A 22,922-nucleotide genomic window follows, 5' to 3' on the forward strand; every position below is an offset into this window, starting at 1 on the left:
CCCTGCTTGGCGGTGAAGGTTTTTCCCGAGCGACTCACGCCGGCCATCCGATTCAGCTGGTGATCCGTGCCTCAACACGAGGAGGCACGGATGAATGTACGCCATCGGGTCGAATTGAACCAAAGCGAGCGCGCAGAACTCATGCACCTCATGAGCGGTGGCAAGCAGGCGGCGCGCAAGCTCAAGCGAGCCCAGATCCTGCCGGCGGCCGACGCTGGCATCGGCGACGAGGAGATCGCCGCAAGTGTCGGGGTTGGCGGCTCGACGGTCTACCGGACCAAGCGGCGCTTTGTCGAAGGCAACCTGGAGCGAGCGCTGAGCGAAGACGCGCGCCCCGGAGCAGAGCGCAAGCTCACCGGCAAGGAGGAAGCCCTGCTGGTGGCGACCGCCTGCTCGAATCCACCCGCAGGGCGCGCGCGTTGGACGCTGGAGCTGTTGGCCGGTGAGCTGGTCCGGCTCACCGAGCACGCCAGCCTCTCGCGGGAAACCGTGCGCCGGCGTTTGGCCGAAAACGACTTGAAGCCATGGCGCAAGGATATGTGGTGCATTCCCCAAGTCGATGCCGACTACGTCGCCCGCATGGAGGATGTGCTTGATCTCTATGCCGAGGCACCCGACCCGAAGCACCCGGTGGTCTGCTTCGACGAGAGCCCGATCCAACTCATCGGCGAGGTGCGCCAGCCGATCCCCGCCAAGCCGGGCCAGCTCGAGCGCTTCGACTGCGAGTACCGGCGCAACGGCACGGCCAACCTGTTTGTCTTCCTCGATGTGAACCGCCCCTGGCGCAAGGTGAAGGTCACCGAGCGCCGGGCCGCAGAGGACTTCGCCGCCTGCATGCGCGAACTCACCGACCTGCATTATCCTGCAGCGGAGCGCATTCGCGTGGTGCTCGACAACCTGTCGACCCATTCACCCGGCGCGCTGTACCAGACCTTCTCGGCCGACGAAGCACGACGCATACTGCGCCGTTTGGAGTTCCACTACGTCCCCAAGCATGCCAGCTGGCTCAAGGTCGAGATCGAGATCGGCGTCCTGGCCCGCCAATGCCTCGATCGGCGCATCGACAGCTACGCCCGGCTCGTCGCCGAAACCGCGGCCTGGCAGAAGCGGCGCAATGCCGAACGCGCCCGCATCAAATGGATGTTCACAACCGAAAAAGCCCGAGCCAAAATGGGCCGTGCCTACCCCAAACCCGCCGCCAAATTAGGCCGAACTCAAAGAGTCAAAACCTCTGTGACGAGATACTAGGAGCAACGCAAACTTCGAAAGCGGCGGCCATTGTTTTCTCGGATGTATTGTGCAAGGAGGTCAATGGGTTGGCTGGCGAATAGGACACGAGCAACGTCCAGAGCCAGAGGGCGGCATTGACAGCGACGAACAGGGCCTCCCTGTAAACCCTGTCAAAAACACGGTCCAAACAGGTATCAGGCAAACTCAGATCAGCCAAAACAGCCAGGCCGCCAGCCGCGCACGCTGGCCCGTGCCCCGTTTGAATTGAGAATTGCACAACACGATTTATTCGGCGATTATGGGCCCAGCTTGATAGCGATCCAAATCGGCGCACTTCCTTTAGACATCGGTTTCTTGAGCACGCGCCCCACGTTAAACAGCCTAGCGCGACGACATCAAACGGTCTGCGGCAATGGAAGACATGTAGAAGGTTCCAGGCAACGATGTCCTACGAAAATGCTCTCGTCATTGGAGCAACGAGCCTAGTTGGACGGTTTCTCATGGAAGGACTGTCGGCACGAGGGGCAACCGTGTCCGGCCTCTGCAGAAGTCCTCCGGAAAACGGTTCGCAGGGCAAATGGATTGCTGCTGATCTTCAAAACCTTGACGGACTTCGCGACAAGATTCCGCCGATCACAACGATCTATTCCACCGGACCGCTGCATCTATTCGCGGCATCCCTCGACGTTCTTGTCGCGAATGACGTTACCCGCATCGTGGCATTTTCATCGACCAGTGCCAGTAGCAAACAGCAATCCAAGGTCGAGCACGAGCGGACCGCCGCGCGGCAATTCATCGAGGGGGAGCAGCGGCTCATCGAATTCTGCGAGCAACGCGACATCGCTTGGACGATCTTGCGACCCACACTCATCTATGTCGAAGGCCTCGATAAAAATGTCACGCGAATAGCCCATTTCATTCAGCGCTTCCACTTCTTTCCCCTTGCCGGAAAGGGGAATGGATTGCGACAGCCGGTCCATGGCAATGATCTCGCCGAAGCGGCAGCGAAGGTGAGTCGCACCCCGGAGACGGCGCGAAAGATATACAACGTTCCGGGCGGGGAGACGCTCAGCTATGCCGAGATGGTGGGGCGCGTATTTGACGGCGTGGGCCTGCCCCGCCGGGCCATTTCCGTGCCGATTCCGGTCTGGAAGCTAGCGTTTTCAACTGCGGCACTTTTCCTCCCCGGCGCGACGTCGGCGATGGGAAGCCGGATGTCGGAGGATCTAGCATTCGACTCAAGCGACGCTGCACGAGATTTCGGTTGGCATCCTCGCGATTTTCATCCAACCTTCATCAACCAGAGCTTAGAAATATGATCAGTGCGAGATTACGCTGAGCATCTTCGCCTACGTCGGGCCGAACGGTTTCTTTGATCCATCCGACTTTATTCAAGCTCTGACACAAGTAGCCATTCGTTGGTTAACGGACGGATGTTTGGTCGTCTACGGCCTCCACCTGCCGCACGGCGGGCCGACGCGGTATCCGATGGTTTACGACCTTACCGTCGGAGCCAACGCTTACAATGTGGCTCTCCATCGGCCTGATATCGAAGAAGACCTGGATGAGGGCTCATTCCGGAAGAGCAGCATGAGATCCGAAAAAGTCGGCGATCCGACAGCGGTTGTTTTGAGGCTACTTGTGACTTTCTAAATTGGATGAGGCCGTGGACTTGCTAAAGCGCATCACCTTTGAGGATTGACCAACCAATTCGATCATTCGTTTGTTATGGGATCCGTACTGTCACTAGAGAGCACCAGGCCATGCGCAAATCTGCCGCTGCGAGAGGCGCCCACGCCGAGCATCTTCTGAAGACGGTAAGACAGACTAGCGACGCCTTGTCGGTTATTTTTCCTTGTGGCCTTTGCCAGCCTTGCATTACTCTTCGCCGAAGCGGAAATTCGAGTTCGGCTCCCCGGTAGTGGTGATGCACTAGTTTGGTCATCATAGGGTTGAAATAAAAGCTGACGAGTAAGCAAGACCTAGACCGTGCGCGTTCTCATCCTCAACGCCGACTATCCGCGTTTCCTCGCCTGGCTGTACCGTCGCGCCCCCGATCTTGCCGGCGCGCCTTACGCGGCGCAAATGGCCGCGCGCAATGCCAGTCTATTCGGTGTTGCCGATTTCTACTCGCGCAATTTCGAGAAACTCGGGCACACGGCGGCCAACATCCACGTCAACAACGCCTGGCTGCAGACGGCCTGGGCGCGCGAGCACGGCCTCGATGTGACGCCACCGCCCCCCGCCCGGCGCGACCGTGCGCGACACGGTTCCCGGATGGCTGCAACGCACTGTCGCGCCATTCAAGCCGGTTCTGAGGCCGCTTGCGCGCAAGATCGGATTGAGCCCACGCCTCGACACCCAGTCGGAGCAGATCCTGCTGGCCCAGATCGAGGAATTAAAGCCGGACCTCGTACTGAACCAGGATCTCTTCCACGTCGACGCGCGCTTGGCGCGCCGTATCAAGCAGATCGGCCGCCCCATCCTGCTCGGCCAGGTCGGCATCCTGCCGTCGCGCGGCCAGGACTGGTCGGCCTACGATCTCCTGATCTCGCAGATATCGGCCGTGGTCGATTCCTTCCGGGCCCAGGGCGCGCGCTCCGAGATGATCCACCTGGCATTTGAGCCAGAGGTCCTCGACATCCTTCCGCCCGCGCCGCCGCGCAACATCGACGTGTCGTTCGTTGGCGCGATCTCGGCCGATCACCAGCAGCGGGTGGCGCAGCTCGAGGCGGTCGCCCGCCGTTACGATCTGAAGCTGTTCGGCAGCGGCCTACATACGCTGCCCGCCTCCTCGCCGCTGCACCGCTGCTATCAGGGCGAGGTCTGGGGCGTGGAGATGTACCAGGCGCTTCGGGCCTCGCGCGTAACGCTCAACTCGCATATCGACCAAGCCGGCCGCGAGGCCGGCAACGCGCGCCTGTTCGAGGCGACCGGCGTCGGGACCTTCCTCCTGACCGACTTCAAGGACAATCTTCACACCCTATTCGACGAAGGCCGCGAGGTCGCTGCCTGGCGCTCTGTCGACGACTGCCTTTCGATGATCGATCGTTATCTGGCAAACGATGACGACCGCGACGCGATCGCCGCGGCAGGCCAGGCGCGGACGCTTTCGACCCACACGTTCAGGCAGCGGATCGACGACATCCTTCGCCTTACGGGTTGAAACCGGCGCGTCGCGGCGCGAGCCCTCCGCCCTTGACGGTGCGGGCCAAAATAGCCAATGTGACGCACATAGGGACGCTATGTCACTATAATTCCAGCGTTTTTGTTGAGGGCCCGGATGGAACACGTCGAACATGTCAGATTCGGCGAGCAGCTCTACGCGATCATCGTTCGCGCCTCGTTCCGCGAGCCGGGCATCACCTTCTTCTCCTCGCCCGAACTCTCGCAGCAGCTCGCCTTCATGAGCCATCCGCAGGGCAAGAGCATTGCCCCCCATCGTCATAACAAGGTGACGCGGGAGGTCCATTTTACGCAGGAAGTCCTTCTCATCCAGAAGGGCAAGCTGCAGGTCGATTTCTACACCGAGGCCGAGGAATATCTGGAGAGCCGCATGCTTGGCGCCGGCGACATCATCCTGCTCAGCAGCGGCGCGCACGGCTTCCACGTCATCGAGCCGATCGAGATGTTCGAGATCAAGCAAGGCCCGTATGCCGGTGAGAACGACAAGACACGTTTTCCCGAGGTACCGGCGTCCGAGATACGGGTCAAAGGTCCTGCGCTGTGAGTCCTGCCTTCGTTCCAGTCAACACGCCGCTCCTCGACGGTAAAGAGACCGAATACCTCGCTGAGTGCATCCGCACCGGATGGATCTCGTCGGAAGGCCCGTTCATCAAGCGCTTCGAGGAAGCGATGGCGAGCGCCGCCGGACGGCGACACGGCGTTGCCGTCACCAATGGCTCCGTCGCGCTCGACATCGCCGTCCATGCACTGGGTCTCGAGCCGGGTGACGAGGTCATCATCCCGACCTTCACCATCATCAGTTGCGCAGCGGCCGTGGTGAGGGCGGGCCTCATTCCCGTTGCGGTGGATTGCGATCCCACAACCTGGAACATGACGATCGAAGGCGTCGAGGCAGCGATCACGCCGCGCACGCGCGCCATCATGCTGGTCCACATCTACGGCCTGCCGGTCGATCTCGACCCGATCCTCGAGCTTGCGCGCAAGCGCGGCTTCAAGGTGATCGAAGACGCCGCCGAAATGCACGGCCAGACCTATCGCGGCGCGCCCTGCGGCAGCTTTGGCGACGTCTCGACCTTCAGCTTCTATCCCAACAAGCACGTCACGACCGGCGAAGGTGGCATGATCCTCACGGACGACGATGCGCTTGCCGATCGCCTCGCCAGCCTTCGCAACCTTTGCTTCCAGCCGCAGCAGCGCTTCATCCATGAGGAGCTGGGCTGGAACGCGCGCATGACCAACCTTCAGGCCGCGCTCGGCGTCGCCCAGGTCGAGCGCCTGCCGCAGACCGTCGAGACCAAGCGTCGCATCGGCCGCCTCTACGACAGCCACCTCGAGAACGTCGACCGCGTCCGCCGCCCCGTTCCCCGCACCAACTATGCCGACAACATCTACTGGGTCTATGGCGTCGTCCTGAACGACGACGTCCCCTTCGATGCCAAGGAGGCGATGCGACGTCTGGCTGAGAAGGGCATCGGCACGCGGCCGTTCTTCTGGTGCATGCACGAGCAACCGGTGCTGCGGCGCATGGGCTTCATGTTGAACGAACAGCATCCGATCGCGGAGCGCATTGCCCGCCGCGGCTTCTATCTGCCGAGCGGGCTGGCGCTGACCGACGACGAGATCGCCCGGTCCGCTCAGGCGCTCAGGGAGATCCTGGCGTGAGCGTGTTTGCGGACTACGCGCCCTGGTACGACCTCCTCTACCGGGACAAGGATTACGCCGCGGAGGTCGACTTCGTCGAAGGCCGTTTGCGCGACCACGGCATCCCGTCGGGCAAACTTCTCGATCTCGGCTGCGGCACGGGCGTGCATGCGATCGAATTCGCGCGCCGCGGCTGGGAAGTCGCCGGAGTCGATCTCAGCGCCGACATGATAGCCAGGGCGAGCGCGCGCGCCGCGCAGGCCGGTCTGAAGATTCCCTTCCGGCAGGGTGACGCCTGCGAAGCCGGTCCGGAGCGCGACTGTGACGCGGTCGTGTCGCTGTTTCACGTCGCAAGCTATCAGAACGACCATAAGCAGCTGGAGGCACTTTTCCGCACCGCTTGCGCGGCGTTGAAGCCCGGCGGAGTGTTCTTCTTCGACTACTGGTACGGCGGCGCCGTGCTGGCCCAAGGCGTGGAGACGCGCGTCAAGGTCATCGAGCAGGCACCGCTGCGTCTGACCCGGATCGCGCAATCGGAGCATGACGAGCCGAAAGCGACGGTGCTCGTGAACTACACCCTGTTCTGCGAAGACACCGATAGCTCGACGATCCGGCGCGTCGACGAGACCCATCGCATGCGCTACTGGTTCCCCTTCGAGGTTGAAGCCTCGCTCAGACTTTGTGGGTTCGAGCCGGCCGACAGCCATGCCTGGCTCTCCGACGCCGCGCCGAACGCGAAGGACTGGGCCGCCTATTCGATCGCGAGAAAGGCCGCGCGGCCGTGAAACGCTATCACGTCGGCATTTTCCTCGAGCTGCCGCTCGACGTGGGCGGAGGTTTTCAGCAGTCGCTCACCGACATTCTGTGGATGCGCGACTGGGCAAAGACCGCCGATCTGGACGTTACCGTATTCACGACGCTGCCCGACAACGTCGCAATCCTTGCCGATCTCGGCATCAACAGCGTGTATCTCAAGCTCGGCTGGCTCGACCGCCTGTTCCTGTTCCTCAAATATCTGGGACCATTCGATCTGCTGCAATACGCCATGCGCGTCTGCGCACCGTTCGAGAAAAAGCTGAGCAGCGCCGGCGTCGACATCGTCTACTTCACCACCACGTCAAACTGGAACCTTGCGCTCTACAAGCTGCCGTTCATCATCACGATTTTCGACGGCTGCTTTCGCGACAGCCCTGAGTTCGACGAGGTGCGCGAGTTTGCCCAGTTCGAGCGGCGCGACATCGTGTGGCGCAGCGCCGTCACCAAGGCCGCGGTGGTCATCACCAACGCCGACGAACTGATCGACATGCTGTGCCGGCGCTACGCCATGGAACGCGACCACGCCGTCTGCATCCCGTTCTCCCCGTCGCTCTATGTGTCGCGATCAGGCACGACCGGCGAGGCCGACGACGCCGCGATCCTCAAAAAATACGGCCTCGAGCCCGGCTATCTGTTCTATCCGGCGCAATTCTGGTCGCACAAGAACCACGCGACGATTCTGCTCGCGATGCGCCTGCTCAGGGACCAGGGTGAGCGGCACACGCTGGTGCTGTGCGGCTCCGATCCCGGCGCGCGCGCCGCGTTCGAGGCGCTGGTCGCGCAGCATGGCCTCGGCGATTCCGTTCGCATGCTCGGCTTCGTTCCCTCCGTCGAGCTTGGCGCCCTCTATCGCGGCGCCAACGCACTTGTCATGGCCACCTATTTCGGCCCGACTAATCTGCCGCCGTTGGAGGCGTGGGCGGTGGGCACGGCAGTGATCTATCCGGAAGCCTTCAAGGCTCAGGCGGGCGATGCCGCTATCCTGTTCGACTACGACGATCCCGCATCGCTCGCCAAGGCCATCGTCAAGGTCGGCTCGGCCGAAGAGCGCGCCCGGCTCGCCATCGCGGGCAAGGAAAGACTTGCCTATTTCGCCGGGCGGATCGACGAGGGGCACCAGCAGCTCGCCCGGCACCTGATTCGGCTGCGATATCGCCGCTACCCTCAGATCTACTGACGTCCGCGGCAATGACGGAGCCGGAAGGGCCGCCGGCCGAATGCCCTAAAGCATGATCCGGAAAAGTGCGCAGCGGTTTTCCGGAAAGATCATGCTCGAACAACAACCTAAAGCGCGATGACGATTCATCCCAATCTCATCGCGCTTTAGTTCGGCACAGCCGCCAGCACCCGCTTGCGTACCCGCCCCATCAGGAGCGGGCTCGCCGCGACGGCAACGACCGCAAGCCAGATCGCGCACTCCGCCAGGAAGCGGAGCAGCCCCGTTCCCGGCACCATGGCGCGGATCCCCAATCCGAGCCCCCATCCGCCGAGAATGATCGTGACCATGACCGCGATCAGGACCAGCATGTGGCGGAGCGGATGGGCGAGCGTCTGGCGTATGATGACGAGCGTCAGGATTCCGAACTGGGTCAAGAGGTCGCTCGCCACGATCGCGATTGCGGCACCGAGCGGACCGAGCCGGGGGATCAGCAGGGCCGAGAGGATCAGGAAGGCGATCAGTTGCACTCCCTTGGTCCGGACCAGGAGATCACCCCGGTTGCTGTGATTGGCGAAGACGAATGCCATCAGCGAGGGCGCGACGACGGCGGAGCCTATCAGCAGCGTGACGGTGAGCGCGGCATCGTTCGGAATGCTGCCATGCGTCCACAGCGCGAAGAAGTCCGGCCAGAACGGCAACAGTCCGCCGACGATCAGGCTGGCCACGGCGGTGACGAACAGCGATCCATAGGCATAGAGCCCGCGCAGCCGCACCGTGTCGCCGATCGCATAATCGTGGCCGAGCTCCGCGCCGATCGGCAACGTGATCTGGCCGCAGATGCCTCGCAGGAAGCTGGAGATCACGCGGATCAGGCCCCATTGCGCCACCGCCACACGATCGGCGATCATCGCGCTGACCAGCAGCATCGGCGCGTTGACAAGCGCGAGCTCGGTCAGATTGGCAATGGCGAACGGAAGCGCAAGGCCGAACTGCCCAGCGCTCCATCGCCAGGACGGGGATGTGGTCGAGCGGCCGCGCTGCAGGAACGGCAACTGGCGTGGCGCGTCGTAGACGGTCAGGAACAGCGCGAACAGGATCTGCGCCGCGATGTAGGCGATCGCAACCGCGAGCAGGCTGCCGAACCAGGCAACTGCGATGAGCTGCCCGATCTGGCCGAGCAGCAGCGCGACATTTTGCGACCAGACGGCGCGACTGTATTTGCCGCGCACCCGATAGAGGCCGGAGACGAGATTGGCCGGCAGGGCGAGCAGCGGGCCTACGGTCATCACGAGCATCGCGGTGTCGAAAGTTGGCGTCGCGTGAAATCCGAGAACTGAAGCGGGCGGAAACAGCTCGGTGCCCGCGGTCAGCAACACGCCGAGTACGACGACGATCCCCAGATAGATCCGCCTCATGCGTGCGTAAAAGCTCGCCGTGCGTCCGTCGCAATCGACGCAGGACTTGAAGGCAAGAAAGCGGTTGATGGTACGAAGCTGCAGGCCGGCATCGGCGACGACGACGAGGCCTCCGGCCGCATAGAGCGCGAGCCAAGCCGCAAGCCTGTCACTGCTCCAGAAATGCAGGAACGCGGGAATGAGGAGAAGCTGTTGGGTCAGGGCGAGCAGCATCTGGACCAGGTTCGCCGACCAGCCGTGGATGAGCCGGCGTAGACGGCCAGTCACGTTCATGAGATTCCCACGCTGCAATGTCCGTGATGAGGAGCACAGCTCAACCGCTTAACCCAGACGGCGCCAATTGACCACCGTGACGAAACGGACGTCGTTCCGCTCGCCCTGCCGCACCATAAGGCCGTCCACTGGCTTCAGTGGAGAGTGAAATGTCCGGGGTGCTCGCGGGGCCGGATCATCTGCCCATGGGAGAACAGCCTGTCATGGTCGGGAAAGCCAATGCGGACGACGGCGGCAAGGAAAGCGGTAAGGCGGCACACGCCCCCTCCATGCCAATGGCCCGCGATCCTTCCGCCGCGGTGGCGGAGGAGTACGAAGCCGCCCGCCGGAAGGGAACGCTGGAGGCGTTCGAGCTCTTCATTGCGCGCCACGGCGATGACGCGCTGGCCGAGCAGGCCCGCGCCGAGCTGAAGCGCCTGTCGCGCTGACCCGGTTTGCGCAGTGCAGCAATCCCGTCAGGCCCTGCACTTCGACAGGCGTCATCCGCGCCGGCCCAGACCTGCCCCATGGTGTCTTGCCGCATGATCTTTCGGCACTATGGTAGGCCGGCAATCTGCCCCGGAGCCCATCACGATGCCCTTCCCGCATGCCTCGGAAGCCCTGTCCCGCTTCACCGTGCTCGATCTGACCCGGGTCCGGTCCGGGCCGACCTGCGTGCGGCAGCTCGCGGATTGGGGCGCCAATGTCGTCAAGATCGACGCGCTGACCGAGGATGCCGGGGGCGAGCAGCCGGGCGGGCCGCGGCGGGGGTCGGACTTCCAGAATTTGCACCGCAACAAGCGCGCGATGACACTGAACCTGAAGGATGAGCGCGGGCTTGCCGTGTTCAAGCGCCTCGCCGCCAGGGCCGACGTCGTGGTCGAGAATTTCCGGCCCGACGTGAAGAAGAAGCTCGGCATCGACTATGAGAGCCTGCGCGAGATCAACCCGCGCATCGTCTATGGCAGCATCTCCGGCTTCGGCCAGGACGGCCCCTATCACAAGCGGCCGGGCTTCGATCAGATCGCGCAAGGGATGGGCGGGCTGATGTCGATCACCGGCGCGCCGGGCGAAGGCCCGATGCGGGTCGGCATCCCCGTCGCCGACCTCACCGCGGGCCTGTTCTGCGCCATGGGCATCCTCACCGCGCTGCTCGAGCGCGAAGTCTCCGGCAAAGGCCAGTGGGTGCAGACCTCGCTGCTCCAGGCGCAAATCTTCATGCTCGACTTCCAGGCCGCGCGCTGGCTGATGGAGAAGGAGGTCGCCAAGCAGGCCGGCAACAACCACCCGACCAGCATTCCGACCGGCGTGTTCAGGACCTCGGACGGCTACATCAACATCGCCACGACCGGCGGGCGGATCTGGGAGCGGTGCGCGCAGGCGATTGGCGCGCCTGAACTCTACAGCCATCCAGATTATGCGACCGCGCCTTCCCGCTCCAAGAACCGCGACGCGCTCAACGCCGAGATCGAGAAGCGCACCGTGACGAAGTCGACCGAGACCTGGGTCCGTGAACTCAACGAGGCCGGCGTGCCCTGCGGGCCGATCTACGCCATCGACCAGATGTTCGAGGACGCTCAGGTCAAGCATCTCGGCATCGCGCAAGACGTGCCGAACGACGAAGACCGCCATATCCGCTTAGTCGGCCAGCCCGTGACGCTGTCGCGTACGCCCAGCAAGATGGTGGCGCGGCCGCCTGAATTCGGCGAGCAGACGCAGGAGGTCCTGAAGGAGTTCGGTTTCGGCGCCGACGAGATTACCGGCCTCAGGAACGCCAAGGTGGTGTGAGCGCTTCGCTCAACGTCTCCAACGAAAAGCCCGGCTCAAGGCCGGGCTCTGCTCCTTCCTAGCTAGCCGGGCTCACGCTGTGGCTCGCAAGCCACGGCGCTTCAAGGAAGCCCACCCGTCTTCCGCGGTCTCCGCAAATTCGACGAGGCCGAGATCGGACGCGGAAATCATCCCCTCCTCCACAAGAGCCTCGAAGTTGATGATCCTGCGCCAGTAGCTCTCGCCGAAGAGCACGATCGGTGTCGGCGGCGCCTTCTGGGTTTGCTGCAATGTCATTACCTCGAACATCTCGTCCAGGGTCCCGAATCCGCCGGGGAAAATGGCCAGGGCGTTTGCGCGCATGGCCAGATGCATCTTGCGCATTGCGAAGTAGTGAAAGCGGAAGCTAAGCTCCGGCGTAATATAGGGGTTGGGCGCCTGTTCGTGCGGCAGAGTAATGTTGAAGCCAATCGTTGGTGCACCGACGTCCGACGCGCCCCGGTTGGCCGCCTCCATGATACCGGGACCTCCGCCGGTCGCGATGACATTGTCGCGCCATCTATTCTTTGGATCGAAAGCGCCGCCGCGCTCAGAAGCGATACGACCAAATTCCCGCGCGATCCGGTAAAATTCCGATTGCTGCTGCAACTTTTCCGCCCGCGCCTTTTCGGCGTCGGTGTGCGCCGCTTCACGCGCCGCCGCGGCCTTCTCCGGCGACGGCACACGCGCACTGCCGAAGACGATGATGGTCGAACGAATCCCCCAATCCCGCAGGGCGAGCTCGGCCTTGGCATATTCCAGGGCGAAGCGGATCGATCGCATCTCATCGCGAAGCAGAAACTCGGTATCTTCAACGGCAAGGAGGGTGCTGCGCGAACCATGAGGCGTAGTCTGGTCGTTCATATCGGTATTGTCCTTCGGCCTATCCTGGACACGGAACGCTGCCGTCGGTTATTCCGGCGGCGTCATCTTCATCGAATTTATCAGAAGATGGCTCCGCGCGCGTTGCCCGGTGCTAGCAATTTCTACGGCTGATCAGGCCCAGGCTCTTGGTTGCGGTACCCTCCTGGAGGGTACCGCGTCTCCTGGCCGAGGCGATGGTGCGTTTAGTCTAGCGCGGCACAGGCCTGGCTCGCTGTGTCCATCCGACGCGGGCGAGCAAACCGTCGATGACAGGCCAAAACAGCAGCGCGATCGCCAGCGTGGTGATCGAGCCGACCAAACCGTTCGACCAGAGCACCTTGAGGTCGCCGCCAGAGCCGATCATCGACAGGCGGAAGGCATCCTCGGCGCGGCTGCCGAGCACGAGCGCCAGGGTGAACGGCGCCAGCGGAATGCCGATCTTCTTGAAGACGTAGCCGACGACACCGAAACCCAGCATCAGCCAGATGTCGAACATCGCGTTCTGGATGGCATAGGCGCCGATCGCGCAGGACACCACGATCATCGGCGCCACCGCGGCGAACGGCACACGCAGGATCGAGGCGAAGATCGGCACCGTCGTCAGCACCAGCACAAGGCCGACGACGTTGCCGAGATACATCGAGGCGATCAGGCCCCAGACGAAATCCTTGTGTTCGACGAACAGCAGCGGGCCCGGATTGAGCCCCCACACCATTAGGCCACCGAGCAGGATCGCCGCGGTGCCGGAGCCTGGAATGCCGAGCGCCAGCATCGGCAGTAGCGCCGAGGTGCCGGAAGCATGCGCCGCCGTCTCCGGCGCGAACACGCCCTCGATGCGGCCCTTGCCAAAGCTCTCGGGATCCCTGGCGAAGCGCTTGGCGAGATTGTAGCCCATGAAGGACGCCGCGATCGCGCCGCCCGGGGTGATGCCGAGCCAGCAGCCGATGAAGGAGGAGCGCAGCAGCGTCACCCAGTATTTCGGCAGGTCCTTCCAGACGCTCAGCACGACGCGCAGCGAAATGCTCGCCGCGTGGCCGCGCAGCGCCAGCCGCTCCTCCATCGTCAGCAGGATCTCGCTGATGCCAAACAGGCCGATGACGGCGACAAGGAAGTTGATGCCGCGGAGCAGCTCGGCCGACCCGAAGGTCATGCGCAACTGGCCCGATACGGTATCCATGCCGACGCCCGCGAGCAGGAGCCCCAGCGACATCGAGATGACGGTCTTGTGCTTGGGCTCGCGGCCGAGGCCGACGAAGGAGCAGAATGTCAGGAGATAAACCGCGAAGAACTCGGGCGGGCCGAACTTCAATGCAAAGGACGAAATCATCGGCGCAAGGAAGGTGATCAGGAGCACCGCGACCAGCGAGCCAATGAAGGAGGACGTGAACGCCGCGGTCAGCGCCTCCGCCGCCCTGCCCTGCTGCGCCATCGGATAGCCGTCGAAAGTGGTCGCGACCGACCAGGCTTCGCCGGGAATGTTGAACAGGATCGAGGTGATTGCGCCGCCGAACAGCGCGCCCCAGTAGATGCAGGACAGCATCACGATTGCCGAGGTCGGATCCATCGTGAAAGTGAGCGGCAACAGGATCGCCACACCGTTGGGGCCGCCGAGCCCGGGCAGCACGCCGACGAAGATGCCGAGCACCAGCCCGACCATCATCAGCACGAGCGTCTTCCACGTCAGCAGAACGGCGAAGCCGTGAAGCAGGAGACCAAAAGCTTCCATCGCGAAACCGCCTAGTAGCCGAAAGCCGCTTCCAGCGGCCCCTTCGGCATGATGACGTCAAAGGCGACGTCGAATGTAACGAACATGATCGCCGTGAACAGGAAGGCGGTGAGCAGCGACTTCCACAGCGCGATCTTGCCGACGAGGCGCATGAAGCCTGCGATCAGCAGGAAGCTCGCGACATAGAGGCCGAGGAACTGCGTCACCAGGCAGAACAGCAGCGTCGGCACGAACACCGCCATCACGCGGCGCGCTTGCGCGCGCGTGACGAAGGTCTGAGCTGCCTCGCGATGAGTGATGAGCGCCGCAACCAGACCGTAGAGGCTGCCGCCGCCAAGGATGACAGAGAGGTAGAACGGGAAATAGCCAGGCTCAGGCCCGGTCGAATCCCAGGACGCGCCGGTGCGCCAGTTATCGTAGCCGAGCATGACGGCAAGTGCGAACAGCAGCAGGCAGACGATGATCTCGATCGTGCCGGAGCTGACGACGGCGGGCGAGTCGTCTTCGGGAGCGGTCGGATCGTCGACGACGATTTCAAGATCGGTTTGGGACATGGTTAGGGACGAACCGCGTTCAATTCCCCCTCTCCCCGCTTGCGGGGAGAGGGGTTGGGGTGAGGGGGAGTCTCCGCGAGGGAGGTGGCAGGTGGACTCGTGGAGAGTCCCCCTCACCCGGATCGCATCTAGCGATGCGATCCGGCCTCTCCCCGCAAGCGGGGAGAGGTGAGGAAACTACGCCCCAATCCTTCGCAGTGCCTCGGCGACCGTCACGATCGGCATGTTGCGCTTCCCGGCGGCCTCCAGCGCGTGGCGCAGCAGGTTCGGGGTACAGCCGTAGGGGCTCGGCGCATCGACGACGTCATGGCCGTAGAAGATCAGCCAGCCGCCGCTCGCGACCGCCTCGTCGAAGTAACGATCCACACCTGCCGTGTCGATGTCGCGGTCAACAAGGGGCGATGCGCGCAGCAGCTGGAGATCGATGACGTCGCGATTGACGCCGGGAAGGATGCCGCGCGCCGAGCGGAAGGTCCTGGCGAGCTGCGGCTTGCGCCGGACCGAGGCGAGGCCGTACGGATAGGCAAAGTTCTCGAGCGTGATCGAGGAATCGATATCGCGGAAATGATTGCGGTTCCGTTCGATCTCGCGGGCCATGGCCGCTTCGTCGAGATTGGGCGCGCTCTGGTGCGAGAAGGTGTGGCAGCCAATCTCGTGGCCGGCGCGGTGAAGCCGCACGATGGCGTCGTTCGACAGGCCGTGCCAATGGTCCGATGGACGGTCGATCAGACTGCCGGCGATGTAATACGTGCCGCGGCCGCCATGCTTCTCGATAAGCTCGGCGCCCTGGCCGGCCGCGCTATCAGGAGCGTCGTCGAAGGTGAAGCTCACCATCGGCGCATGCGCAGGCAGGCGGTGCGGCGCGGCGTGGAAATGCCGGGCCAGCCGATTGCTCACGCGTCCCTGGAGTGCCGACCACACGACCGCATTTCCTGTTTGCCCCGCCCCTTCACTCAAGCATTCGTGTGTTGCCCGAGGCAAGCATCACACTTCGTTAGTCCTAACATGAGAGCTACGCACCTTGGTTGAGCGCGCAAGGACCGAGGCGTCGGCTTCCGCGCCAAGATATTGCAGCCAGTTGCTGAACAGCGCCGCGGCGGCGCTGCCGGCCGCGATATCGGCGCGCAAATTCAGCGAGGGAAGGTCGTTGGTGATCGCCGGATGCCGCTCGTGCTTTGCCCGTCTTTCGAATCGCGCGAGCTTTTCTTCCGTCGCCGCGTCAAAATAACTCACGGGCACCGCGGGATAGCTCTCCCGCTCGCGCGCGAGATAGCGACCAATGTCGCGCAGATATTCGCGCTGGAGCGACAGCGCATCGTACTCGGGGTGGCCCTGGAAGAACACGAAGCGGCTGGCATATTGCCGGACGAAGATATCGACGCCGGCCAGGGCCGAGCGTGTCAGCACCTGATAGCCGGACTGCGTGAGGTCAGCCTCGGTGATCTCATTCAGGCGCGAATGCGAGACCTTGAGCGGCGCTGGCGCGGCGCCCGTTAGCGAATCGCTCGCAACGGCGTCGCAGTCGAAGACACCGTGGCACTTGGCCGGAAGCCGCCGCCGTTCGATGCGGTCGAGATGCAGCACCGCAGCGTGCGCGGCGAGGCACGACCAGATCGTCGAACGTGTGTTGACCCTGGCCCAGTCGATGAGCTCGGTGAGATCGCGCCAGTACGGTTCCTGGTCGAGATCGGGTGCAAGCGGCTCGGCGCCGGTCACGATCAACCCGTCGAACTTGTGGCGCCTGAGCTCGGTGAGTTCCGAATATTCACTCTCGACATGCCACTTCGCTTCGGGCGAGCGCTTCACCGATGGCAGCGAGAAGCAGTGGAAGCGGATGCGGCGCGGTCCCGCGGCGGCCTGGAGCAGCTTCATGAACTGCCGCTCGGTGGCCTTCAGCGCCGGATCAGGCATGTTGTTGATCAGCCCGATGGTCAGTTCGGGCCCGGTGTGATCGCGCGCGAGATCGCTATCGGCCGGCACCAGCGCCGGGCTCGATATACCTTGATCCCTGTCGATCAAGATGCTCATCGGCCCTGATGCCTACTCCGCGGCCTGCAGGCGCGACGGACAAGCCTTGTCCAGTGCCTGGTCGATATCCTCGATGATATCGGCGGAATGCTCGATGCCGATCGAGAGGCGGATCGTCTCCGGCAGCACGCCGGCGACACGCTGCTGCTCTGCGGACATCTGACGGTGCGTGGTCGAGGCCGGATGGCAGGCCAGTGACTTGGCATCGCCGATATTGACGAGGCGGGTGATCAGCTTGAGCGCATCGTAGAAGGTCTTGCCGGCTTCCATGCCGCCCTTGATACCGAAGGTGAACAGCGAGGAGGCGTTACCGTCCAGATATTTCTGCACCAGCGGATAGTATGGGCTGTCCGGGAAACCGGTGTAGTTGACCCAGGCGACGCGCGGATCCTTGCGGAGGAATTCGGCGACCTTTCGGGCGTTCTCGACGTGACGCTCCATGCGCAGCGCCACGGTCTCGATGCCCTGGAGCAGCAGGAAGGCGTTGAACGGCGACAGCACCGAACCCATCGTCCGCTGATAGACGCTGCGCGCGCGCTCGATATAGGCGGTCCTGCCGAAGCGTTCGGCATAGACGAGGCCGTGATACGAGGTGTCGGGCTTGTTGTAGGCCGGGAAGCGGTCAGCGTGCTTGGCCCACGGAAAGTTTCCGGAATCGACGATGGTGCCGCCGAGCGTGGTGCCGTGGCCACCCAGAAACTTGGTCAGCGAGTGCACGGCGATATCGGCGCCGTAGTCGAACGGCTTGAGCAGGATCGGGGTCGCGACCGTGTTGTCGACGATCAGCGGCACGCCATGCGCATGCGCGATCTTGGCCAGCGCCTCGATATCGCAGACATTGCCGGCGGGATTGCCGATGGTCTCGGCGAACACGGCGCGGGTGTTCTCGTCGATCAGCCTCTCGATCGCCTCGGGCTTGTCGCTCTCGGCAAAGCGGCCCGTGATGCCCTGCCGCGGCAGGATGTGCGAGAGCAGCGTGTGCGTGGTGCCGTAGAGCTGCGGCACGGAAACGATGTTGCCGCCGTGGTCAGCGACGTTAACGAAGGCGAAATGCAGCGCTGCCTGGCCGGTCGCGACCGCAAGCGCGCCGACACCGCCCTCGAGCTGGCTGATGCGCTTCTCCAGCACGGCGCTGGTCGGATTGGCGATACGGCTGTAGCGAAACCCTTCGGCCTCGAGATTGAAGAGCGCCGCACCGTGATCGGCGCAGTCGAAAGCGTAGGCCGCAGTCTGGTAGATCGGCACGGCAACCGCGTGCGTGGTGGCTTCGGGTTCGTAGCCGGCGTGAATAGCCATCGTCTCGTTGCGCATCGTGCCACCTCCGCGTGGAGCGGGCCGCACTTATTGGCCTGTATGAGGCATGTGCGTTGTCCGCCGTCCTCGTGTTAGAGGCGGGTGGTAAAGCGGACCATAATTCGCATAGAGATCGAGGAAGTAACCCTAATGCTTGCTGGCGAATTGGCTAAGTTTTGAGTCAATTTGGATTAATGAACGCTCGCGGGCTTCGCGCATGACGCGCGAAACCCGCGAGCAGATTCAGGCCATCGTCTCCCAGAGACGATGGGTGAGCACGCCGGCGCGCTTCTCGATGGCGGCCGCCGCATCGAGCGCGAGATCTTCGCGATAGCGCCCGGCGATGAGCTGCACGCCGATCGGCTTGCCGTCATGCAGCGCCACCGGCACCACCGCGCCTGGCAGGCCCAGCACGTTGATCGCGGAGATGAAGCGGATCTCGCCCCAGAAGATTTCGCGGGCGCGCTCGGCGCTCACGGTGTCCTCACGCGGTCCCGGCGTCGGCTTCACCGTGGTCGGCGCCAGGACGACCGGATATTCCTCGAAGAATAATTGCCAGGCGCGGATATGGCCGTTGCGCGCGGCGGTCGCCTGCATCCAGGCCTTGAGATCGAGCACGCTGGCCTTGGTCTTCATGCCGCCCCAGGCCTTATGAAAGTCCTCGGACGCGACCTTGAGCATGCCGGCCTCCTGCATCACCACGGTCTCGTTGGTGATGATGTCACACCAGGTCTGCCAGACGCCGTTGATGTCGGGGACATCGACCTCGCTGACCCGATAGCCGGCGCGCTCCAGATGATCGGCGGCCTGACGCAGGGCCGCCGCTACGTGCGGATCGACGTCCATGTCATCAGGAATTTTTGCCAGCGCGACCTTGATCGGGCCCTTCGGCTTCGGTCCGACCAGCGGCGCCGGCACCCACCAGGGATCGCGCGGATCGCGCTGGCTCATCACCTCCAGCGCGAGGCGAACGTCGGCGACGTGGCGGGCGAGCGGCCCCTGCGCCGACATCAGATGCGCCAGCATCGGCCGCTCCGCGGTTGCGCTTCCGTTGAAGGCTGGGATGCGGCCCTGCGTCGGCTTGATGGTGGCAATGCCGTTGCAATGCGCCGGCCAGCGCAGCGAGCCGCCGATGTCGTTGCCATGGGCGATGGTGCCGATGCCGGCCGCAACCGCCGAACCCGCACCGCCCGAGGAGCCGCCGCAGGTGATGTTCGGATTCCATGGATTCAGCGTCAGCCCGTGCAGGGGATTGTCAGTGAAGCCGCGGAAGGAGAATTCCGGCGTGTTGGTGAGCCCGATGACGATCGCGCCGGCCTTCTTCAGGTTGCGGACAACAGGCGAATCCGACGGCGCGACGAGGTCCTTGTTGGCGGGAACGCCGTTGAAATTCGGCCGGCCTTCGTAATCGACGTTTTCCTTGATGGTCACAGGTACGCCGTGCAGGAGGCCCAGCTCGCCGCCCTTGGCGCGCAGCTTGTCGGCCGCATGCGCAGCAGCAAGCGCCTCTTCCGAGAGATCGACGACGACCGCATTGAGCCTCGGATTGACCGCGCGCATCCGCTCGAGATGCGCCTCGACGGTCTCGACCGCGGAGATTGCGCCGGAGCGGATTGCGGCCGCGGTCTCGACCGCCGACCATTGCCAGGCCGGCCCCTTGGGGCGGCGTGCCGAGGCTGATTTGCGCGGTGCGGCTTTCTTGACCGTCTGCTTGGCCGCCTTCTTGGCCGTCCTCGCGACGGCACCCCTGCCGGCCGGGGTCTTCTTGCTGGATGTCTTCGCTACTTTCTTCGAAGGACTTTTTTTTCTTGGTCGCTGTCTTCTTCGCCACGTCGCATCTCCTGAATTTGCACAGCGGAGGTTACGGAGGGCAATGAGGCGTGTACAGCGGCGTTTTCTGCATGGCGCGTTGGCGTGAAGGACCGACGCGACCGATTGTCAGTGATCGTTGCGACTCACACCAACGGTGGATTCAGCCGCGAAAAGCCCTCCTGGATGCGATAAGGATAATAGGGGTAAGGCGGCATCACGGCGCTGATCTCGTCCAGACGCTTGATCTGCGTGGGGCTCAGCGACCAGCCGACCGCACCGAGATTGTCGCGCAGCTGCGCCTCGTCGCGAGCACCGATGATCACGGAGGACACTGTCGGGCGCGCCAGCAGCCAGGCGATCGCGACCTGCGGCACGGTGCGGCCGGTCTCCGCGGCGATCGCATCCAGCACATCGACAATGGCATAGAGGCGCTCGTCGTCCACCGGCGGGCCGAACTGCGCGGTCGCGTGCAGGCGGCTGTTGTGCGGCAGCGGCTGACCGCGCCGGATCTTGCCGGTGAGCCGGCCCCAGCCGAGCGGGCTCCACACCAGCGCGCCGACGCCCTGATCGCGCGCCAGCGGCATCAGCTCCGACTCATAGTCGCGGCCGAGCAGCGAGTAGTAGACCTGATGCGCGACATAGCGCGGCCAGCCGTGCCGGTCGGCGACGGCGAGCGACTTCATCAGCTGCCAGCCCGCGAAGTTGGAGACGCCGACATAACGCAGCTTGCCGGCGCGGACGAGCGTATCGAGCGTCGACAGCACCTCCTCGATCGGCGTGAAGGCATCGAAAGCGTGAAGCTGCAATAGGTCGATATGGTCGGTGCCAAGCCGCCGTAGCGCGGATTCGACCGAGGCGATCAAGCGGTACCGCGATGAACCGGCATCGAGCGGACCGTCGCCCATTGGCAGGCTCATCTTGGTGGAAATCAGCACCTTGTCGCGCCGGCCCGTGATCGCCGCGCCAAGAATCTCCTCGGACGCACCGTTCGAATAGACGTCAGCACTGTCAAACAGGTTGATGCCGGCGTCGAGGCAGATGTCGACCAGCCTGCGCGCCTCCTCGGTGCCGCTGCGGCCCCAGGCCGAGAACAGCGGGCCCTGCCCGCCGAACGTGCCGGTGCCGAAGCTGAGGACGGGAACCTTGAGTCCGGAGGCGCCGAGATTGCGGTATTCCATGATCGTACTCCTATTCTGCCGGGCACGCCGCCACGGCGTCCTGCGTGCGGTCGAGTTGCAGGCTCCACAGCGCTAGCACGAGACCCACCGCCGTGATGCCGGCGGCGACCAGCGGCAACGCAGAGAGGCCGAGCCCGCGATCGATGGTGAGACCGCCGGCCCAGGCACCGAGGGCGTTGCCGAGATTGAAGGCGGCGATGTTGAGGCTCGATGCGAGCGTGCGGCCGCTAGGGCCGGCCGCTTCCAGCACGCGAAGCTGGAGCGGCGCGACCGTCGCGAAGGCGGCGATGCCGAGCAGCAGGATCAGCGCGATGGCAGCGATCTTGACCGACAGCATGACGGCAAGGCCGAGCAGCGCGATGGCGAGCGCGGCGAGCGTGCCTATCAGCGCGCGCGCAAGGCCGCGGTCGGCGAGCTTGCCGCCGGCGACATTGCCGATCGCCAGCCCAACGCCGAACACCAGCAGGATCGGCGAGACCGCCGCTTCCGAGAAGCCGGTGAACCGCGTCAGGATCGGCTGGATATAGGTGAAGACCACGAACAGGCCGGCGAAGCCAAACACGGTCATGGCGAGGCCGAGCAGCACCTGCGGACGGCCAAGCACCGCCACTTCCTCGGCGAGCGAGATCGGCTTGTCGCCATTGCCGACATGGCCAGGCACGAGCGTCGCCACCACCGCAAAGGCAATGACGCCGATCACCGTCACCGCCCAGAACGCCGCGCGCCAGCCGAGCATCAGGCCGAACCAGGCGCCGAACGGCACACCTAGGAGCGTTGCGACCGTCAGTCCAATGAACATGGTGGCAATCGCCGACGCCCGCTTGTCTTCGGCGACCAGGCTGGTCGCCACCACCGAACCGACGCCAAAGAAGGTGCCATGGGCGAGCGAGGTCAGCACCCGTGCGGCCATCAGCAATTCGTAGTTGGGAGCGAGCGCACACGCCGCATTGCCGAGCGTAAAGATCGCCATCAGCGCGAGCAGCACGGTTTTCCGCGGCATCCGCCGCGTCGCCAGGGTCAGGACCGGCGCGCCGACGAAGACGCCGAGCGCATAGCCGGAGATGAGCAGACCCGCGACCGGCACCGAGACGTGCATGTCGGCAGCGACCTGGAGCAACAGGCCCATGATGATGAATTCGGTGGTGCCGATGCCGAAGGCACCAGCGGTGAGCGCGAGGACGGCGGGAGGCATGCGAGGCTCCGATGCGAGGAACGAGCCACGCAGATAGCCGCACGCCGGCAAAACGATTAGGATGTCCGCAATCCAATCATTTGTGACGTGAATTCAACATGGCCCATTTCGACACCAACCGCTCCGCCGAGATGGAGGTTTTCGCCCGCGTCGTCGACCTCGGCGGATTCACCCCGGCCGCGCGAAAACTGCGCCTGACCCCGTCGGGCGTCAGCAAGCTGATCTCGCGGCTGGAGGCGCGGCTCGGCTCGCGGCTGATCAACCGCACCACGCGCAAGCTCACGCTGACGGAGGAAGGCCAGGCCTTCTATCAGCGCGCCGTGCGCATCCTCACCGAGATGGAGGAGGCCGAACGGGAGGCGGCATCCGGCGCCACGCCGCGCGGCCGCCTCACGGTCAATAGCAACATCCCCTTCGGCATGCTGCACGTGATGCCGCTGATCCCGCGCTTCCTCGAACAGCATCCCGACGTGACGCTCGATCTCGTGTTGACCGACACGCTGGTCGACCTGATGCAAGAGCGTGCCGATGTCGCCATCCGCGTCGGCCCCTTGCGCGCCTCCCGTCTCGTCGCGCGAAAACTCGGCACCAGTCGCATGGTCGTGGTCGGCGCGCCGAATTATCTCTCACGCTACGGCACGCCAAAGACGCCGGCGGATCTCGCCGATCATCGCGGCATCGGCTGGACCTTTCCGCGCTCGATCCGCGGCTGGCCGTTCAAGCGCGGCGACCACACCGAGGAGGCCGTGCCGCTGCCGGCCGCGCGCGTC

19 protein-coding genes and 1 pseudogene are annotated in these 22,922 nt (G+C 64.0%); 10 read left to right on the top strand and 10 right to left on the bottom strand.

The features are described from left to right. Window positions 1-90 precede the first annotated feature (90 nt). From AC629_RS32940 to AC629_RS32975, 7 genes are all read left to right on the top strand, one after another. Window positions 91-1,248 (top strand): IS630 family transposase, encoded by a 1,158-nt coding sequence (locus tag AC629_RS32940; protein ID WP_084808975.1) that lies wholly within the window; start codon window positions 91-93, stop codon window positions 1,246-1,248. 425 nt (window positions 1,249-1,673) lie between these two features. Continuing rightward, window positions 1,674-2,549 carry an NAD-dependent epimerase/dehydratase family protein gene (locus tag AC629_RS32945; protein WP_084808976.1) on the top strand — a complete coding sequence of 292 codons (876 nt, stop codon included), beginning with the start codon at window positions 1,674-1,676 and terminating at the stop codon, window positions 2,547-2,549. A 938-nt stretch (window positions 2,550-3,487) separates the two neighbouring features. After that, window positions 3,488-4,396 carry a CgeB family protein gene (locus AC629_RS32955; protein WP_245332062.1) on the top strand — a complete coding sequence of 303 codons (909 nt, stop codon included), beginning with the start codon at window positions 3,488-3,490 and terminating at the stop codon, window positions 4,394-4,396. Between the two features lie 117 nt (window positions 4,397-4,513). After that, entirely contained in the window at window positions 4,514-4,960 is a 447-nt protein-coding gene (locus AC629_RS32960; RefSeq protein ID WP_084808978.1) for a cupin domain-containing protein, read from the top strand. Continuing rightward, entirely contained in the window at window positions 4,957-6,078 is a 1,122-nt protein-coding gene (locus AC629_RS32965) for a DegT/DnrJ/EryC1/StrS family aminotransferase (protein WP_084808979.1), read from the top strand. The genes AC629_RS32960 and AC629_RS32965 overlap by 4 nt, the downstream gene beginning before the upstream one ends. After that, a complete protein-coding gene (locus AC629_RS32970) occupies window positions 6,075-6,842 on the top strand; it encodes a class I SAM-dependent DNA methyltransferase (RefSeq protein WP_084808980.1) in 768 nt (255 codons plus the stop codon). The genes AC629_RS32965 and AC629_RS32970 overlap by 4 nt, the downstream gene beginning before the upstream one ends. Next, window positions 6,839-8,050 carry a glycosyltransferase gene (locus tag AC629_RS32975; RefSeq protein WP_084808981.1) on the top strand — a complete coding sequence of 404 codons (1,212 nt, stop codon included), beginning with the start codon at window positions 6,839-6,841 and terminating at the stop codon, window positions 8,048-8,050. Before AC629_RS32970 ends, AC629_RS32975 begins: the two co-directional genes overlap by 4 nt. A 146-nt stretch (window positions 8,051-8,196) precedes the next feature. Here the strand turns inward: AC629_RS32975 and AC629_RS32980 are convergent, their stop codons facing one another. Continuing rightward, a complete protein-coding gene (locus AC629_RS32980) occupies window positions 8,197-9,720 on the bottom strand; it encodes an MATE family efflux transporter (RefSeq protein WP_084808982.1) in 1,524 nt (507 codons plus the stop codon). Window positions 9,721-9,869: 149 nt separating this feature from the next. Here AC629_RS32980 and AC629_RS32985 point away from each other — a divergent pair, with 149 nt between their 5' ends. Both AC629_RS32985 and AC629_RS32990 read left to right on the top strand, forming a co-directional pair. Further along, window positions 9,870-10,148 (top strand): hypothetical protein, encoded by a 279-nt coding sequence (locus AC629_RS32985; RefSeq protein WP_084808983.1) that lies wholly within the window; start codon window positions 9,870-9,872, stop codon window positions 10,146-10,148. A gap of 145 nt (window positions 10,149-10,293) precedes the next feature. Further along, window positions 10,294-11,487: a CaiB/BaiF CoA transferase family protein gene (locus AC629_RS32990; protein ID WP_084808984.1), complete on the top strand. Its 1,194-nt coding sequence runs from the start codon at window positions 10,294-10,296 to the stop codon at window positions 11,485-11,487. A 72-nt stretch (window positions 11,488-11,559) separates the two neighbouring features. Here AC629_RS32990 and AC629_RS32995 read toward each other — a convergent pair whose 3' ends face one another. The 9 genes and pseudogenes from AC629_RS32995 to AC629_RS33035 all read right to left on the bottom strand — a co-directional run bounded on the left by AC629_RS32995 (window position 11,560) and on the right by AC629_RS33035 (window position 22,152). Next, complete coding sequence (locus AC629_RS32995; protein ID WP_084808985.1) at window positions 11,560-12,369, bottom strand: LOG family protein; 810 nt, start codon at window positions 12,367-12,369, stop codon at window positions 11,560-11,562. A 208-nt stretch (window positions 12,370-12,577) separates the two neighbouring features. After that, window positions 12,578-14,095, bottom strand: coding sequence for a tripartite tricarboxylate transporter permease (locus tag AC629_RS33000; RefSeq protein ID WP_084808986.1), 1,518 nt, complete (start codon window positions 14,093-14,095; stop codon window positions 12,578-12,580). Window positions 14,096-14,106: 11 nt separating this feature from the next. Then, window positions 14,107-14,649, bottom strand: coding sequence for a tripartite tricarboxylate transporter TctB family protein (locus AC629_RS33005; RefSeq protein WP_084808987.1), 543 nt, complete (start codon window positions 14,647-14,649; stop codon window positions 14,107-14,109). 177 nt (window positions 14,650-14,826) lie between these two features. Beyond that, window positions 14,827-15,570: a polysaccharide deacetylase family protein gene (locus tag AC629_RS33010; protein WP_084808988.1), complete on the bottom strand. Its 744-nt coding sequence runs from the start codon at window positions 15,568-15,570 to the stop codon at window positions 14,827-14,829. 63 nt (window positions 15,571-15,633) lie between these two features. Beyond that, complete coding sequence (metA, locus tag AC629_RS33015) at window positions 15,634-16,677, bottom strand: homoserine O-succinyltransferase MetA (protein ID WP_084808989.1); 1,044 nt, start codon at window positions 16,675-16,677, stop codon at window positions 15,634-15,636. 12 nt (window positions 16,678-16,689) lie between these two features. Next, window positions 16,690-17,988 carry an O-acetylhomoserine aminocarboxypropyltransferase/cysteine synthase family protein gene (locus tag AC629_RS33020; protein ID WP_084808990.1) on the bottom strand — a complete coding sequence of 433 codons (1,299 nt, stop codon included), beginning with the start codon at window positions 17,986-17,988 and terminating at the stop codon, window positions 16,690-16,692. Window positions 17,989-18,213: 225 nt separating this feature from the next. Beyond that, window positions 18,214-19,801, bottom strand: a pseudogene (locus AC629_RS33025) (amidase family protein). Window positions 19,802-19,925: 124 nt separating this feature from the next. Then, complete coding sequence (locus AC629_RS33030; protein WP_084808992.1) at window positions 19,926-20,960, bottom strand: aldo/keto reductase; 1,035 nt, start codon at window positions 20,958-20,960, stop codon at window positions 19,926-19,928. Between the two features lie 10 nt (window positions 20,961-20,970). Next, window positions 20,971-22,152, bottom strand: coding sequence for an MFS transporter (locus tag AC629_RS33035; protein ID WP_084808994.1), 1,182 nt, complete (start codon window positions 22,150-22,152; stop codon window positions 20,971-20,973). 98 nt (window positions 22,153-22,250) lie between these two features. Here AC629_RS33035 and AC629_RS33040 point away from each other — a divergent pair. Then, the coding region (locus AC629_RS33040; RefSeq protein ID WP_084808993.1) for a LysR family transcriptional regulator at window positions 22,251-22,922 on the top strand (672 nt) is incomplete at its 3' end.

Origin of the sequence: Bradyrhizobium sp. NAS80.1 (assembly GCF_001908205.1) — a bacterium.
Taxonomy (GTDB): domain Bacteria; phylum Pseudomonadota; class Alphaproteobacteria; order Rhizobiales; family Xanthobacteraceae; genus Bradyrhizobium.